The sequence below is a fragment of the Thalassospira profundimaris WP0211 genome (assembly GCF_000300275.1).
Taxonomy (GTDB): domain Bacteria; phylum Pseudomonadota; class Alphaproteobacteria; order Rhodospirillales; family Thalassospiraceae; genus Thalassospira; species Thalassospira profundimaris.
This window is the reverse complement of sequence record NZ_AMRN01000003.1, coordinates 133022-149273: the sequence shown is the minus strand read 5'-3', so window position 1 is coordinate 149273 and position 16252 is coordinate 133022. Positions and strand designations below refer to the sequence as shown.

Here is a 16252-nt window from a genome sequence, read left to right as displayed (position 1 = left end):
AACGGCATTTCGAGTACACCTAATGGCACTATTGGGCTGAAACTTGTTTAAGTTCCAAAGCAGTGGAAAACTGCCGATCACCTGACGCCAAAACTTATGCCGCGAATCCAAGGTTCGGCACATCAAGGCCGTTGGCTCGGCAGGCCGAAATCAGGGTGTTGTTGAGCAGACACGCGATGGTCATCGGGCCGACACCGCCCGGAACCGGGGTGATGGCACCAGCCACCTTGGATGCGGTTTCAAACTCGACATCACCGACCAGCTTCATTTTGCCTTCAGAACCTTCAACGCGGTTGATACCAACATCAATCACGGTGGCACCCGGGGCGATCCAGTCGCCCTTGATCATGTTCGGGCGGCCAACGGCGGCAACCACGATATCGGCACGACGGACTTCTTCGGGAAGGTCGCGGGTACGCGAATGCGCGATCGTGACCGTGCAGCTTTCCTTCAGCAGCAGTTGCGCCATCGGCTTGCCAACGATGTTCGAACGGCCAACCACGACCGCACGTTTGCCCGACAGGTCCCCAAGCGTATCTTTAAGCAACATCAGGCAGCCATACGGCGTGCAGGGCGCGAAACCTTCGCCGCCCGTTGCCAGTGCGCCAGCATTTACAACGTGGAAGCCGTCAACATCCTTGGCCGGGTCGATGGCGGCCAGAATGGCCTGCTCGTTGATGTGCTTGGGCACCGGAAGCTGACAGAGGATGCCATGGACATTTTCATCGGCATTCAGCTTGGCGATCAGGGCCAGCAGGTCTTCCTCGCTGGTTTCCGCCGGGAGCTTGTGCTCATAGGAATTCATGCCGCATTCAAGGGTTTGTTTGCCCTTGTTGCGGACATAGACCTGACTGGCGGGGTCTTCGCCGACCAGAATGACGGCCAGACCCGGTGTTACGCCATGTTCGGTTTTAAGTTTCGATACTTCGGCTGTGATGTCGGTGCGCAGTTTGGCTGCGAATGCCTTGCCGTCGATGATTTTCGCGTCACTCATATGTCTGTCCGCCCCGTGAGTTGGGATATTTTCGCCATCAGCTCTTCGGGATTTCCGTCGATCAGCAGCGTTTTGGTGCGATCAGTTTGCCCGGAAACAATCCTGACCGACGATTTAGGACATTTGGCCGCTTTTGCCAAAAGTTTTATCAGCGCCTGATTGGCTTTGCCGTTTTCCGGCACCGCCGTCACCAACACCTTAAGCCACTGCTGCCCGTCAGCGTCGGCCACCACATCGCCAATCGCGTTGCGCGATGCTTTTGGTGTTAACCGAACAAACAGCCGAACCCCTGATGGCTCGGACCGTAACACGGGCGAGTGATCAGACATTGTCTAAATGAGACATTTTACTAGGCGGAATGAGACATCAATAGCCGACAAGCGCCATCCGGACATCGGTCTGGATCAGCATGTTGGCGAACTGCAAAATCAGGATCAGGATGATCGGCGAAATATCAATGCCGCCAAGATCGGGCATGATCCGCCGGATCGGGCGCAATACCGGTTCGGTAACCCGATAGAGGAAATCACCAACCAAATAGACAAACCGGTTGCTGGTATTGATCACGTTGAACGCCACAAGCCATGACAGGATTGCAGATGCAATCAGCATGAAAATGTAGATCCCCACCACAGTGTCAATAAGCCAAAAAATCGCCAGCATCGCCGCTCCTTACAATCGCCGGGCGCACGGATGCTTTGGGCCCGGAAAGATGTTTGCACGCAGCAAAACCTAGTCGGCAATGGCCGCTAACGCAAGCACACAGCGTTGATTTTGCCGCAAATGAGGGGAAGTTTTCATCGCTTTGTGATCATGCTCACCAACCGGCTTGCCAAAACGCCTGCCAGAAACTGTCAGGAGATGTCAGGCGCACCCCGATTACGGCTTGCGAGTTCGCATGCTCCACGGCCAGAATGCGCACGCCACAAGGAGGATTTAGCATGCAGAACCAAGATCACCTGCGCCACCAGCACCACCCGCGCTGCGGCTGGGCCCTGAGCCATGCCGACAAGCCGTTCTATGTTGATTATCACGACACGGAATGGGGTGTGCCGGTGCATGATGACCGACATTTCTTTGAAATGCTGATCCTTGAAGGTGCGCAGGCGGGCTTGAGTTGGCTGACCATTCTGACACGGCGGGATACCTATCGCGCGGCCTATGACAATTTCGATGTAAACAAGGTCGCGACCTATGACGCGGCCAAGCAGGAAGCGCTTCTGGCCGATCCGGGGATTATTCGAAATAAATTAAAAGTCGCGGCGTCTATTCAAAATGCGCAAACATTCATCGCCATCCAGAAAGAGTTCGGAAGCTTCGATTCCTACATCTGGTCATTTGTAGGAGGAATGCCGGTGATCAATCATTGGAAGCGCATGTCGGACGTGCCGGTTTCGACCGACCTTAGTGACAAAATCTCCAAGGATCTGAAAAAGCGCGGCATGAAGTTTGTCGGCACCACGATCATCTATTCCTTTCTGCAGGCCACCGGCATCGTGATGGACCACACCACCGACTGTTACCGTTACCCCGAGCTTTCCTGAGTAGACCCGCGCAACAACAGGCTGGTTTGAAGAGTGATGGTTTTGCCCGGCTCATCGGACAGCGCCATTTCGGCAGCAAGCCTTCCTTTTTCCACCGAATCCTGATGCATGGTGGTCAGTGGCGGGTCGGTGCGTTCGCCAGCGACAATACCATCAATGCCAATGACCTTGAGATCGCCCGGCACGTTGCGCCCGATGGCACGCGCGGCGTCAATTGCGCCGATGGCAATCACGTCCGACATGGCGAGAATGCCGTTGATTTCGGGATGATCTGCGAGGAGCGCTGTCGTCATTTGCGCGCTTTGTTCGGACTGGTTGTCACATTCGATATGCACAACATCGCTGGCAGTAATGCCAGCCGCTTCAAGCGCCGCGTGATAACCCGCCAGCCGTTCGCGCACCACCCGGTGGCTGGCCGCACCCAGACGGTTGGGGCTCATCGGGCCGAAATGATCGTGCTCGGTCGCCTGAAGCGACAGAATGGCGAATTTCGAGGCGCCGCAATCGAGTAAATGCCGCGCCGCATTTTTCGCCGCCGCGAAGTCATCAAGCACCACGGTCCCCGCTGCACCGGCGATGTCGGTATCGATGCTGATCAAGGGCTGATTGCGGCGCTGGATGGCCGCGATGATGTCGTTATTATCGGAATAGCAATGCACCAGAAAGGCATCGACCGCGGCATTATTGACCGCGGCAATCGCTTGTTCGGGGTTTTCGGCCGAAATGATCATGACATTGACGCCGTGGCGCGCGCATTCGCGCCCGATCCCGCGCAGCAATTCAATCGCCACCGGATCGGTAAAGGCATATTCAAGATTATCGGGGAAAACGACACCCAGCGCACCCGCCTTCCCGGTGCGGAGCATGCGCGCCATGACATGCGGCCCGCGATAACCCAGTTCGCGCGCGGCTTCAAAGATGCGTTCGCGGACTTCCGGGCGGACCAGATCAGGCTTGCCAAACGCATTGGAGGCTGTCCCTTGCGAAACCCCGGCCGCCTTGGCGACATCCAGAAGTTTTACGCGTTTTGCCATGCGTGCCTTATCCCCGAAACTGTCGTGTGTGATCTTTACCCAGTTGAATTGCCGACACTATAGCCAGAACCAGCACGATACTACCAGAACGCATTACCACGTCAGGATACGATCACTTATCGGCTTTCGGGGCGGGTATTGCGGAAGGTCAGGTTGATCCGCGGTCCGACCTGACGCGCCGTTTTGGGCAATTGATGCAGCCAGCAATGCTGTGTCGCACCCGACATGATCAGGGCCGAGTTATGCGGCAAATCAATGCTGAGGCGATCACCGGTTTTCTTATGGCGGAAATGAAACCGGCGTTCCTGCCCGAAGGTCAGGCTGGCAATCACCGGGTTTTCGCCCAGCACTTCCTCGTCATCCGCATGCCAGGAAACGCTGTCGCGCCCGTCGCGATACTGGTTGAGCAGCACGGTGTTAAAGTGCGCCCCTGCCAGTTCTTCGGCCAAGGTGCGTAAAGGGGCGACGATAGAGGGGAACGGGCTTGCCGGGTGATAAACCCCGCTATAGCGATAGGCGACTTCGCCATACCATGCGGTCAGACGCGGGACCGGGATTTCCTTGCCGTGGAGTTTGGCGATTTCCTGTTGCCAGACGATGTTGCTTTGAAGCCGGGCAAAGGTCTTGTCGGCTTCATCAGCATCCATGATGTCACGCAGCAACAACACTTCGCCATCAAAGGGCAAAAGGTTGCGTGGTGGTTCATTGGCAAACAGATCGCCGGTCATGATTTTCCCCGGAATACAGATTGCCAAAGACCTAGGATGAACGGCGCCGAAACTCAAGCCACAGTTTGCTGATATGTGCTTTGCCGCAACAGGTTCTAGCCGTTTGCCAACGTCACACCGGCCTCATTGGCATAACGTTCGACATCCTCAACACTCAGTCCCGCCGCGCTATAGAGATTGATGGTTTCAAGTTCCAGATCGGTTTCGGAATCGGCCAATGATTGCAGCGATGTGGTCAGGCTGCGTTGGGAATCGAGCACATCAAGGAAGTCCGACAGCCCCTGCACGTAGCGCACGCGTGACTGCTCAAAGGCATCGCGGTGATATTGCACCGATGCGATCAGGGAATCGCGCTGTGCCACCGCCCCGACATAGCCGTAGATCGCACTTTCAACTTCCTCAATCGCGCTCAGAAGCGTCTGGCGATAGGTGAGGAAGGCTTGTTCTGCCTCTTCCTCGGCCACCGTGATATTCGCACGCCGTTCGCCGCCATCATAAAGGGTCGCATCAATCAGTGCCCCGATGGCGGCCATGGCCGTTCGGACAATCGGACCTGTGCCATAGCCCGTCACACCAAGCGCCAAGGACCCATCAAGGGTCAGTTCCGGATACAGCGTTGCGGTTTCCACCCCGATTTGCGAGGTCGCGGAAATTAGCGCCAGCTCGGCCGCGCGCACATCTGGCCGACGGCGGAGCAAATCGGCCGGGATGCCAATTGGCGGGCTGCTTTGAAATTCGGGCAGTGGCGATGCATCAAGCAACAGATCGCGATGGGTGCCCGGCTGTGCGCCGACCAGAATGGAAATCGCATTGATTGACCGGTCAATGGTGGTCTGCAGGATCGGAACCGTCGCCTCAAGATCGGCGACCTCGGCGCGTGCCCGAGAAAGATCAAGCTCGGAGCCAAGACCGGTTTGCAAACGGACCTGCACGATGTTGCTGGTCTGGCGTTGCAGATCAAGCGAGTCCCGCAAAAGGGCCAAGCGCCGCTGCGCCCCGCGCAGTTCGATATAGTTGCGGATGATGTCGGCAATCATGGTGCGATAGACGTCTTCACGCAGATAGACCTGCTGCAGGTAATCCGCCTCGGCGACTTCTTCCTCGCGGGTTTGACCGCCCCAGATATCGGCGGTCCAGGACAAATCAATGCCAGCACCATAGCCCATATCGGTTACCTGATCACCATTGGCGCGGCTGGAGGTCGACCGACTGGCCGATCCGTTAACCGATGCGCCAACCTGCGGCCCATTGGCCCCGGCAACGCCACGTGCCGTTGCGGCAGCGGCACGGATGCGACTGATTGCGATCTGAAGATCGATATTGTTTTCGACCCCTTCATTAATCAGACCATTTAAAACCGGGTCGGTGGTGCTTTCCCACCAGCGGTCCTGTTTGCTTTGATTGGCGGCAATCACCGGGATTTCCGGGGTATAGGCGCCGACAAGATCGAAATTCGGCGCGGTATAATCCGGCCCGACAGACTGACACCCGGCCAGTGCCAGCAAAAGGGCAATTCCCGAAATCGCAGAAATGTGAGGATTATTCATATTATTTCGCACTTCCTTGCAGACCGCCACTTCCGGGCTCCGCCGCGACATGTGATGCTGCCTCGCCATGATCGGGAATGGCTTCGGCGGCGCGCAGTTGCGATTGCAGTTTCTTGCCGCCATCGGCACGGGCCGACACCAAGGGCGCCAACAACAGATACAGCACCGGGGTCAGGAACAATGTAAAGACCGTGGCAAAGCCAAGACCGCCAAACACCACCCAGCCGATGGCCGCACGGGCCTCGGCGCCGGCACCGGTGCCAAGAACAAGCGGCAAGCCGCCCAGAACGGTAGAAATCATGGTCATCATGATCGGGCGCAAACGCACCATCGCGGCATCATGCACGGCATCGCGCACGGATTTACCGGCATCACGCAACTGATCGGCAAATTCGACAACCAGAATCCCGTTCTTGGCCATCAGCCCGACCAACATCACCAACCCGATCTGGCTGTAGATATTGATCGAGGTGCCACTCAGCGCCAGCGCATAGATCGCAGCCGCCAAACCAAACGGTACGGTGAGTACCACCACAAGGGCGGAGGTAAAGCTTTCGAACTGGGCTGCCAGAACCAGCAGCACGACAAGAACCGCAATCAGGAAGGTGATCTGCACGTCATTGGCGGTTTCGCCAAGGGCAGCAGCATTGCCAAGGAACAGGATGCCGACACCGGGTGGCAGCAACTGATCGCCGACCGTGTTCACATCCGCGACCGCCTCAGCCAGGGTATAGCCCGGTGCCAGGTTGGCCGAGATGGTGACGGCGCGTTGTTGCCCTTCACGTTCAAGTTCGGAGGCGACGGCTTCCTCGGTCAAGGTGATGACAGAAGACAGCGGCAGGATGCGACCATTGGTGCCGGTGACAAACAGGTTTTCAAGATCCGACGGGTCGTTGATGCTGCCCAGCGCACTGCGCAGCTTGATCGGGACGTTCTGGTCATCGACATTGATTTCGGTGACTTCGTATCCTTCGATCATCGCACGCAGCGTGGTATCAAGTTCTTCGATCGGGATGCCGAGATCAAAGGCGCGCTTGCGATCAATATTGACCAGAAGCTGCGGCTGGGTGGTTTGATAGGATACCCGAAGGCCGGTGAGGCCGGGATAGTTTGCCTCGATCTCCTGCTGCATGGCGCGGGCATTTTCGGCCAGCGTGCGATAGCTTGTCCCGGTCAGGGCAAATTCAAGTCCCTCCCCGGTGCCGCCGCGCAAACCCAGACTGTTGGGCTGCCAGACATAGGCCTGCACGCCCGGAAGCGCATTAAGATCCCCACGGATGGATGCGGTAATTTCCTGCTGCGAGCGGCTCCGTTCTTCCCACGGTTTTAGCGGGGCGATCACAAGGGCGCGGTTCGGATCCCACAGGCCGACAATGGTGTAAATGTTATAAGCATCGCCAGCCTCGACCACCGGGCGCAGAATGTCTTCAACCGCCTCGACCTGACGGTCCATATAGTCGATACCGACCCCGTCAGGCCCCCGCATGGAAACAAGAATACGCCCGCGATCCTCATCGGGCAGCAATTCCTGCGTCACGTTGGTGTAGACGCCAAAGGCAAGCCCACCGGCAACGACACAAATCATCACGGTAATGATCGGGCTGCCAAGGGCGGCTTCGAGAATGCGGCGATAAATCCCGGCACAGAAGAAGCCGAAACGCTCCAGCATGTTGGGGGCATCATCGGCCTTGCCATCATGCGGATCGATATGTTTCAGCCGCGATGCCAGCATCGGACACAGCGACAATGCGACAAAGGATGACACCACCACCGCAAAGGCCAGCACAAAACCGAATTCACGGAACAGACGTCCGGCCGTACTTGGCAGGAAAGAGATCGGAACGAACACCGAAATCAGCGTTAGCGTGGTGGCGATCACGGCAAAGAACACCTGCCGCGAGCCAAGCACTGCGGCGGCCATGGAGCCAAGCCCCTGATGACGGCGGCGCTGAATGTTTTCAAGCACAACAATCGCGTCATCGACAATCATGCCGGTTGCCAGAACAAGTGCGAGAAGGGTCAGGATGTTGATCGAAAAGCCCATCGCCCAAATGGCGGCAACCGTGCCGATCAGTGCAATCGGAATGGTGATGGTCGGAATAAGCGTCGCGGTAAAGGATCTGAGGAACAGATAAAGCACCCCGATCACAATCGCGATGGCAAGGCCGAGGCTAAAGATTACTTCCCAAAGCGCGCCTTCGATAAAGACCGCGTCATCGGAGTTCACGAACACATCAAGATCGTCATATTGCTCGTTAAGGCGTTCAACGACATCGCGCACGCCATTGGAAATCGCAATGGTGTTGGATTGGGCCTGACGGGTAATACTCAGCCCGATCACCGTGCGCCCATTGAGGCGTACATAGGACGTTGCATCATCCGGGCCGTAATAGATATCGGCGACATCGCCCATCTGCACACCATCGCGCACCAGCATCTGGTTCAGTCTGTCGACTTCCCAGACGGATGCATCGGCACGGACAAACAGTTTCTGATCGGATGATTCAAAACTGCCGGCGGGAATATCAAACTGGGCTGTGCGCAGAAGGTCGGCGACATCCTGAACAGACAGGCCGTAACTTGCCATGCGAAGCGGGTCGATGCGCACATGCAAAACACGTTCGCGATCACCGTTGACCCCGACCTCTGCCACACCGGGCACAGACAGCAAGGACGGGCTGATCTGGTCTTCGACGATGTTGGCGAGTTCTTCCTCGGTCAGGCTGTTGCTGACAACCGCGATGCGCATGATCGCACTGGCATCGGCATCGGCCTTGACGACGCGAACATTTTCCACCCCGTCGGGCAGGCTGCGTTCGGCACGGCTGATGGCTTCGCGGATGTCACTGGCGGCATCGTTGATTTCAACATCTGGGTAGAATTCGATGCGAATGCGGGCGTTGGCCTCTTCGCTTTGCGAACTGATTTCCTTGATGCCACTGACACGTGATGCCGCACTTTCGATGATCCCGGTGACTTCGGAATCGACCGTTTCCGGCGATGCGCCGTCATAGTCCGCGGTCACAGTGATGGTCGGGCGGTCGACATTGGGCAGTTCGCGAATTTCGACCCCCAGCATCGCGGCAAGACCGGCCAGGATGATCAGCATGGACACCACACTGATCAGAACAGGGCGGCGGATACTTAGCGATGCAAGATCGTTATGATCGTGATTTTCGCTTCCTGTCGTCATGATCAGGACCCCTCGCCAGCGCCTTCGCGGGTGGCAACGCCGCCCGCATCCGACGGCGCATTTTCAGGCGCGGGGTTATCACCGCGAATGGTTGCCGAAACAGTCCGGCCCGGACGCAGACGCAAGACGCCCTCGACCACGACCAGATCGCCCTCGGCAATCCCGCCATCGAGAAGGATCCGACCATTGGTCCGTTTCACAACACGGACGGGAACGCGCGAGACCTTGTCTTCATCGTCGATCCGCCAGACATAAGTGCCTTCATCGCCCCAAAGGACCGAGATTTCGGCAACTGCGGGATATTGTTTGCCTTCGATGTCGACATAAACCGCAAAGGACATCCCCGCAAGCAAGCGACTATTGGGGTTTGGCACCCGGGCGCGCACCGCAAAGGTGCGGCTTTCGGGATCGATGCGGCTGCCAATAGATTCAACCACACCGGTGAATTCCTCGCCCGGCAGGCTCCAGGTTTCAACCCGGACAGACTGGCCGGGACGGACATTATCGAACCGTGTTTCGGCAACTTCGAAATCGACCAGAATGCTATCGATATTATCAAGCGTCACGATGGCGGTGGAGCTGTCAACACGGTCGCCGGCCTCAACCTGCGGGATGCCGACGATGCCATCAAACGGGGCCAGAATGGTGCGATCGGCCAGATTGACCTCTGCCTGATCAAGGGCGATGCGGGCCTCGGCCAAGGCGGTGCGGGCACTGTCGACTTCACTTTCGGCAACGGCACCCAGCGGACGGGCCTTTTCATAGCGGGCAAGGAGTTGTTCGGCATCGCGGGCCTGAACAGCGGCAAGATCGCGGGCAAGGCGTTCGCGATCAGAGTCCAGAATGACAAGAACCTGTCCTTTGGTTACCTTGTCACCGGCGCGCACAAGCACATCGGCAACTTCGCCCGACACGGCTGGATAGATCGAAACACCCAGGGCCGATTTACCCGTCCCGACCGCTTCGACAACGGTTTTTTCATCCATCAGGCTGGCATATTCGGCAATCACCGGAAGACTGCGTTCGCCGCCCCCGCGCTGCCCGGTGCTTGCGGGTTGCGCATCGGGCGCGATCAACGCCGTGATGTCGTCTTTGGCAAAGATATAGGCAGAGGCCGCAACAACAATCAGTGCAACACCTGCGATCAGAAGCGTTGATTTACGCGCCATCACATTGATACTTCCAAGTCGGGCTGACCAAACAACCTTACTGCAAATGACACTGTTCCCGCGCCGGGAAAGTGCCGGTATTTCAATTCAGTACCGAATAGTAGGCTTTATGCTTTTGATGAAATACCGTTGCCCCGAACGATATTGCAACCCGCCAGTGAGAACCACACAAAAAGTGTATCAGAAACGTCGCAGTTTGTATCTTAACTGCTGACAAATCCTGCGTTTTGCGCCGATAGCACTGAGCTAATGCATTAGGCCTGCACACCCCCTATACGGTGTGCAGGCCTTTGTTGTTCAATTTTGAATTTTAGCAGTGAAACGGCGGGCTGACGCCGACAAATCAGGCGGCACCACGCTGTTGCGTTTGCGGGAAGACCACCAGATTATCATCGTGCCATATGGTGGTTTCTGCGTCGTTGTCGTCAGCGGCATCTGCGTCTTCGTTGCCAGCCGCAGCGGCCACCGCACGGTCAAGGGAAGCTGTGAGCTCGGTCACATTGCGGTCAACCTCATCGGCACGACGATTAAGATCAAGGCTGAGCTTGCGGGTGACTTCGATGTCTTCGGATACCGCACCGATGGCGGTCGCAACATTGCGCACCGCATCGCCGGCAAGGGCGATGGCACCGGTAATTTCCTCGGTCTCGCGGCGTTGATGTTCAACATCGCCTGCGACCTCTTCGGAAATCGACATCATCGACCGCACGGTTACCCCGACATCCTCCATCGAGGCAACACAGCGATCCGTAACAGCGCCCATGGCGTTGACATGTTCGGTGATCTGTTCGGTTGCGCGTTCGGTCTGGCTGGCAAGGTTTTTGACCTCTGCGGCGACGACGGCAAAGCCCTTGCCAGCATCCCCCGCACGAGCGGCCTCGATGGTGGCATTCAGGGCTAGCATGTTGGTCTGTCCGGCAATGCCGCGGATCAAGTCGACAATCTGTTCGATGCTGGTGGCAACTTCGCGCAGATCATCGACGGCCTTTGCCGATTCCTCGGTCGAGCCGACGGCACTTTGGGCGATTTCGCGTTGATGTTCGACGCGGTTGGCGATTGAGACGATGGCTTCGCGCAGACGGTTGGCAGCATCGCCGATGGCATTGGAATGCGACTGGCTGTCATGTGCGGCACTGGTTGCGGTTTCGGTTTGTCCGGTGACGCGTTCGGCGGCGGCGGCGACTTCGACCACGGCTTCACGCATACGGGTCACCTGATGATTGACCGATTTGACAAGACCGGTGGTCTCGCCCTCAATCGTTTCGGCCATCGCGCCAAGCGATGCACGTCGTTTTTCTTCCTCGATGCGCTGAAGCGTGATGCGTTCTTCGGCCATTTTTTCGATCTTGAGCGCGTTTTCGCGGAAGATCGCAACGGTGCGTGACATCGCCCCGAATTCATCGCGGCGCTTGATATCGGCAAGGGCGATATCGGTGTCGTTTTCACTGAGCCGCGTCATATCACCATTCACCCGACGCAGCGGACGCAGGATGCTCATCGCGATGCCAAGCGCAAGGGCGACGGCAATCAGAACCCCGATAGCAGCAACCACGATGTTGGTAAGGGCCGAGTTTTCCGACTGATTATGGGCGGCCTCGACCAGGGCGGTTTGATTGGTCATGGCGTCTGTTCGGATATTCTGGGTGATGGTCTGGACTTCACGAACGGCCGATTTGAAGTCATCCATCGATTGACGGAACCCGGCGATGGAGGCTTCGAGCTGGTTTGCACCCTGTTTTAGCAAGTCATTGTCGCGGATCGCGTAGGAGAACAGCTTTTTCTCGTTACGCGTCAGACCGTCAAAGGACGCTTTGATTTCTTCCTGAAGATCGGTCAGGGCCGAAGTCTGCGTGCGGGCGGCATCAAGTGAGTCCGCGGTGCGCAGGATCGGGAATTGCAGGGAATTGACGATGGCGGCCAGATTGGCAGCACCAAGCTTGTCTGCATATTTCTCGGCGATGACCGGATCGCGTTTGGCGATGAAATCTTCAAGCTGGCTTGCGGATTTGCCAAGCTGATTGGCGCCAAGCAGCATGGTTTCCGATGCCGCCGACAGGTTTTCAGCCCGCAGCACAAGCGGCTCGAGCGTTGCGATGTAATCAGCACTGAGGCTTTCAAGCGCATCTGCGCGATCACTATCGCCGTTTTGACGCAGTTGCGTGACAAGGGTGGCACCGCTTTGTTCGGCCGCCTGGCGCATGGTGGTGATGCCTTCGCGGTCAAGCGGATCAACCGTCTGGGCAAACAACAGGACCTGGTTGGAAAGACGTTCCAGACGCAGTGCATAGTCATTGGCAAGCCCGACCAGACCAGTACTTTTGGCAATGCGGTCTGCATGCGCGCCAAAGCCCAGAAGATAGGTTGATGACAGGGCGGACAGGCCAACCAGCAGAACAACCAGAACAAAGAAACCGGCGAAGATGCGCGATCCGATACGAATGCGATCAAGAAACATGGGACATCCAAACAGCAAAATTTACGTTTGGCGCGATTCATACATGTGGGCAGGGCGCGGTTTTGTAACAGTTGGATGAAACCCGCATTTGTCGATCAAACAAGGTGCCGGATGGTGATTTGCGCTGCGTAAAACAACATTCTGGGCACGCGGAAATGTTCATATGAACATCGCATTATACAATTGGACGAAGGTCATTATCCGTTTCGAAGGGCTTCAAAGCGGCAGATTTCCCAAAATCGACCGCGACTCGACCATCCGCCGCAAGGTTACGCAGGCGTCCGGCGATTTTTTGGAATGATGCCAGCTAAAATGTCACGATGACAATATTGTACAAGCTGGCACCCGGCCTTGGCGTTATAATGGCCCGATGAATAGTGCTGCGCGACAGAACACGGCAGCCCAGCGTCGCCAGACGTCATCGCGACCGGCGACCGGCCGCCCCCGCGAGATTGCCCGCCACTGGCGGGCAGCCGACGGCATTGATATGTTCGAAGCCGATTACAAGAATTTCTCTTTCCCAAAGCACAGCCACGATTATTACGCCTTTGGCACTGTCCTGAACGGGGCGGAGCGGTTTACCACCCGCGGGACAAATTATGTCGCCGCGCGCGGGCAACTTTTGATGATGAACCCGATGCAGGTGCATGATGGCAGCCCGGCATCCGATGATGGCTATCAATACCAGATCATGTTCATCGACCCGAAGGTGTTTGGCGATCTGGTGACGGAGCTTTCGCCCAAAAACAGCGGCCTGCCGTTTTTCGGATCCTGTGTCGTCAACGACCCGGAATTGCATTTGCAACTGCAAGGCCTGCACCGCCTGTTTCGCCCGAATGACGATGGCAGCAACGGCAGCAACAGCTTGTTGGAACGTGACAGCCAGCTTCTTTATAGTGCTGCCCGCCTTGCACTGCGCCATGCCGATGCCCCGCCCTATCTCTATCAGCCGGGGTCAGAGGACAAACGTGTTCGGGCGGTGATTGACTATATGGCGGCACATCTGGATGCCAATATATCGCTTGATGATCTTGCCATGATTACCGGGCTCAGCCGGTTTCATTTGCTGCGCGTGTTTCGCGCCGCAACCGGGCTTCCGCCGCATACCTATTTCAACCATATGCGGTTACGGCGGGCCAAGCGGTTGCTGTTTGACGGGGCGAGCATTGCCGATGCGGCGGCGGCCACCGGCTTTGCTGATCAAAGCCATCTGAACCGGCACTTCAAGGCCATGTGGGGCGTCAGCCCCGGCGCGTTTATCGCAAGTCTTGATCCTTAAACCGGCATAAAACCAACATCGCCTGCCCGTCACACGCTTAGCTTGGGCAGGCGACATCAGTTGTATTTACGCGCCAGCGTCGCGGCGTTTCATCGCCTCAACCACCAGACACAGTTCTTCGAACAGGACCTGTGCGGCGATATGGGCGGTGTTGGTGGTGGCATCATATTGCGGGGCGACTTCGACAACATCCGCACCGACAAAATCAAGGCCCTTGAGCCCGCGCAGGATCGCCAATGCCTCGCGCGAGGTAAGGCCACCGACCTCTGGCGTGCCGGTGCCCGGTGCGAAGGACGGATCAAGGCAATCAACATCAAAGGACAGATAAACCGGGCCATCGCCGACCACTTCACGGGCCTTGGCGATCACGGCATCAATGCCCATTTTCGGTACTTCTTCGGCGTGGATGACGGTCATGCCGCTGTCATAGGAAAACTCCCAGACATATTCCGACGCGCCGCGAATACCGATCTGGATGGTGCGTTCCGGATCAAGGACGCCATCCATCACCGCCTCGCGGAACGGGCCGCCATGATGGAAACGCGACCCGTCATAGGCCCCGCAGGTATCGCAATGGGCATCAAGATGGATCATGCCAACCGGACGATCCTTGCCCACCGCCTTCTGGATGGAATAGCTGATTGAATGATCACCGCCGACCGCAATCGGAATGACGCCAGCGCCGACAATTTTAGTGAAGTAGGCTTCGATATCCTCGTGGCAGCTTTCAAGCGAATAGCGGCTGCGGAACGGGACATCGCCAATATCGGCAATGCGCGCCATCGCACCGGGCACCATGCGCAGGACATGTTCATACGGACCGATGCGTTCGATATTACGCACCGCGCGCGGGCCAAGACGGGCACCGGCACGGTTGCTGACCCCAAGATCCATCGGAACGCCAACGAGTGCGATGTCGAGGTCTGCGAAGTTGTCACTTTCGGCATCGGCGGCAAATGGCGCATCGAGGAAAGTCGGCACCCCGGCAAACGGCCATTTGCGCCCGCCACTTTCTGAAAACTGTGTTGCCGCCACTTCACGGAAATGCGGATCAAAGATGTCGGCACCTTTGGCGTTGCCGTATTTTTCGCGCAGTTTCGCAAGCTTGTCGTCTGTGAACATGGGACCTCCTGAAGAGGCACATCGGTTTGATAAAACCTGAACCAATGGCCGAATGTTTTTGTTGGCCCGATCAGATCAAATTGCGCGGCCGTTAAAAATCACGTATTTCTGAACTTTACTTTGGCAATCCCCAAAGTAATGACCGCTTACCCATGGACCCCGCCCGATGATCACGGAACAGGCCGATCTCAAGCTTTTGCGTATCTTCCTGACCATCGTCGAGGCAGGGGGATTTGCCGCGGCGCAAAGTGATCTCAATCTGTCACTTTCAACAATTTCAAGCTATGTTACCGCCCTTGAAACACGGCTGGGCTTCACGCTTTGCAAACGCGGGCGGGGTGGCTTTGCCCTGACACGCGAAGGCCAGGTAGTGTTTGAAGAAGCCCACCGGCTTTTCAAATCGGTCGCGCAATATGAAACCAAGATGCGGGCGCTCCGCGATAAACTGAGCGGTACACTGACCATCGGGCTTACCGATAATACCATCACCGATCCGGGAGCGCGGCGGATCGAAAAGACCATTGCGCGGTTTATGGAACGCGCACCGGATGTGACGCTGAATGTCGTGACCTATCCGCCCAATGACCTGCTGCGCGAAGTGGTGACTGACAATATCCAGATCGGTATTTGCAGCTTCCCGAAAACCGTGCTGGGTCTGCGCTATATCCCGCTTTATGACGAAGTCCACCGGTTCTATTGCGGATCGGACCATCCGCTTTTTGCGCTGGATGATGCGGACATTGATATTGATGAAATCCGGCGTTATCGCCTGATCGGGCGCAAATCCTGGCTGGGTCGGGATTTGAAGGAATTCGCCATTTCGCGCCCGCATGCGACCGTCTCGGACATGGAGGCCGAGGCACGCTTGATCCTGTCTGGCGCCTTTTTGGGCTATCTGCCCGAACATTACGCCAAGCAGTTTGTCGAGGCAGGGCGCATGCGCATGGTCCTGCCAGATCGGTTGAAGGTCAAAGTTACCTTTCAGGCAAGCCTTGATGACAGCAAGCAACCCGATCCGATCACCAAGCTGTTCCTTGATATGCTGATCGCCGATTTCGCCACCGAACGGGCCTGAGCCGCAGTCCCAAAACCGGCACCAACAACCGATAGCAATATCGTCCAATACCGCCTATTTGATATCGGGCAGTATGGTGCCTGAAATGATGGCTCCTCGCCCACCCGTTTAC

The 16252-nt window shown here is 57.0% G+C and carries 14 protein-coding genes; 4 read left to right on the top strand and 10 right to left on the bottom strand.

The features are described from left to right. Positions 1-94: 94 nt before the first annotated feature. Genes folD through TH2_RS07410 form a run of 3 tightly spaced genes read right to left on the bottom strand, consistent with a single transcriptional unit; the run spans position 95 to position 1657 of the window. Positions 95-994 (bottom strand): bifunctional methylenetetrahydrofolate dehydrogenase/methenyltetrahydrofolate cyclohydrolase FolD, encoded by a 900-nt coding sequence (gene folD, locus TH2_RS07420; RefSeq protein WP_008889793.1) that lies wholly within the window; start codon positions 992-994, stop codon positions 95-97. Further along, positions 991-1323, bottom strand: coding sequence for a DUF167 family protein (locus TH2_RS07415; protein ID WP_051007598.1), 333 nt, complete (start codon positions 1321-1323; stop codon positions 991-993). The genes folD and TH2_RS07415 overlap by 4 nt, the downstream gene beginning before the upstream one ends. A 37-nt stretch (positions 1324-1360) precedes the next feature. Further along, entirely contained in the window at positions 1361-1657 is a 297-nt protein-coding gene (locus tag TH2_RS07410) for a YggT family protein (protein WP_008889791.1), read from the bottom strand. A gap of 278 nt (positions 1658-1935) precedes the next feature. On the opposite strand from TH2_RS07410, the gene TH2_RS07405 reads away from it, so the two are divergent. Next, positions 1936-2538, top strand: coding sequence for a DNA-3-methyladenine glycosylase I (locus tag TH2_RS07405; protein WP_008889790.1), 603 nt, complete (start codon positions 1936-1938; stop codon positions 2536-2538). Here TH2_RS07405 and TH2_RS07400 read toward each other — a convergent pair. The 6 genes from TH2_RS07400 to TH2_RS07375 form a co-directional block, all read right to left on the bottom strand. Continuing rightward, positions 2520-3572, bottom strand: a complete 1053-nt coding sequence (locus TH2_RS07400; protein WP_008889789.1) for a LacI family DNA-binding transcriptional regulator — start codon at positions 3570-3572, stop codon at positions 2520-2522. The two genes, TH2_RS07405 and TH2_RS07400, sit on opposite strands and share 19 nt — an antisense overlap. 116 nt (positions 3573-3688) lie before the next feature. Then, the gene (locus TH2_RS07395; RefSeq protein ID WP_008889788.1) at positions 3689-4300 is read right to left on the bottom strand and encodes an alpha-ketoglutarate-dependent dioxygenase AlkB family protein; all 612 of its coding nucleotides are present in this window, start codon (positions 4298-4300) and stop codon (positions 3689-3691) included. 95 nt (positions 4301-4395) lie between these two features. Further along, on the bottom strand, positions 4396-5847 hold the full coding sequence (locus TH2_RS07390; RefSeq protein ID WP_008889787.1) for an efflux transporter outer membrane subunit: 1452 nt from the start codon (positions 5845-5847) through the stop codon (positions 4396-4398). A 1-nt stretch (position 5848) separates the two neighbouring features. Then, positions 5849-9040 carry an efflux RND transporter permease subunit gene (locus TH2_RS07385; protein ID WP_008889786.1) on the bottom strand — a complete coding sequence of 1064 codons (3192 nt, stop codon included), beginning with the start codon at positions 9038-9040 and terminating at the stop codon, positions 5849-5851. Positions 9041-9042: 2 nt separating this feature from the next. Further along, positions 9043-10209 (bottom strand): efflux RND transporter periplasmic adaptor subunit, encoded by a 1167-nt coding sequence (locus tag TH2_RS07380; RefSeq protein ID WP_008889785.1) that lies wholly within the window; start codon positions 10207-10209, stop codon positions 9043-9045. A 343-nt stretch (positions 10210-10552) separates the two neighbouring features. Next, complete coding sequence (locus TH2_RS07375; RefSeq protein ID WP_008889784.1) at positions 10553-12664, bottom strand: methyl-accepting chemotaxis protein; 2112 nt, start codon at positions 12662-12664, stop codon at positions 10553-10555. Between the two features lie 163 nt (positions 12665-12827). On the opposite strand from TH2_RS07375, the gene TH2_RS21245 reads away from it, so the two are divergent. After that, positions 12828-12965 carry a hypothetical protein gene (locus TH2_RS21245; RefSeq protein WP_157193923.1) on the top strand — a complete coding sequence of 46 codons (138 nt, stop codon included), beginning with the start codon at positions 12828-12830 and terminating at the stop codon, positions 12963-12965. Between the two features lie 69 nt (positions 12966-13034). Then, positions 13035-13943: an AraC family transcriptional regulator gene (locus TH2_RS07370; protein WP_008889783.1), complete on the top strand. Its 909-nt coding sequence runs from the start codon at positions 13035-13037 to the stop codon at positions 13941-13943. Between the two features lie 66 nt (positions 13944-14009). Here the strand turns inward: TH2_RS07370 and speB are convergent, their stop codons facing one another. Continuing rightward, complete coding sequence (speB, locus tag TH2_RS07365) at positions 14010-15065, bottom strand: agmatinase (RefSeq protein WP_008889782.1); 1056 nt, start codon at positions 15063-15065, stop codon at positions 14010-14012. Between the two features lie 166 nt (positions 15066-15231). On the opposite strand from speB, the gene TH2_RS07360 reads away from it, so the two are divergent. Next, positions 15232-16140, top strand: coding sequence for a LysR family transcriptional regulator (locus TH2_RS07360; RefSeq protein ID WP_008889781.1), 909 nt, complete (start codon positions 15232-15234; stop codon positions 16138-16140). The last annotated feature ends 112 nt before the right edge of the window (positions 16141-16252 follow it).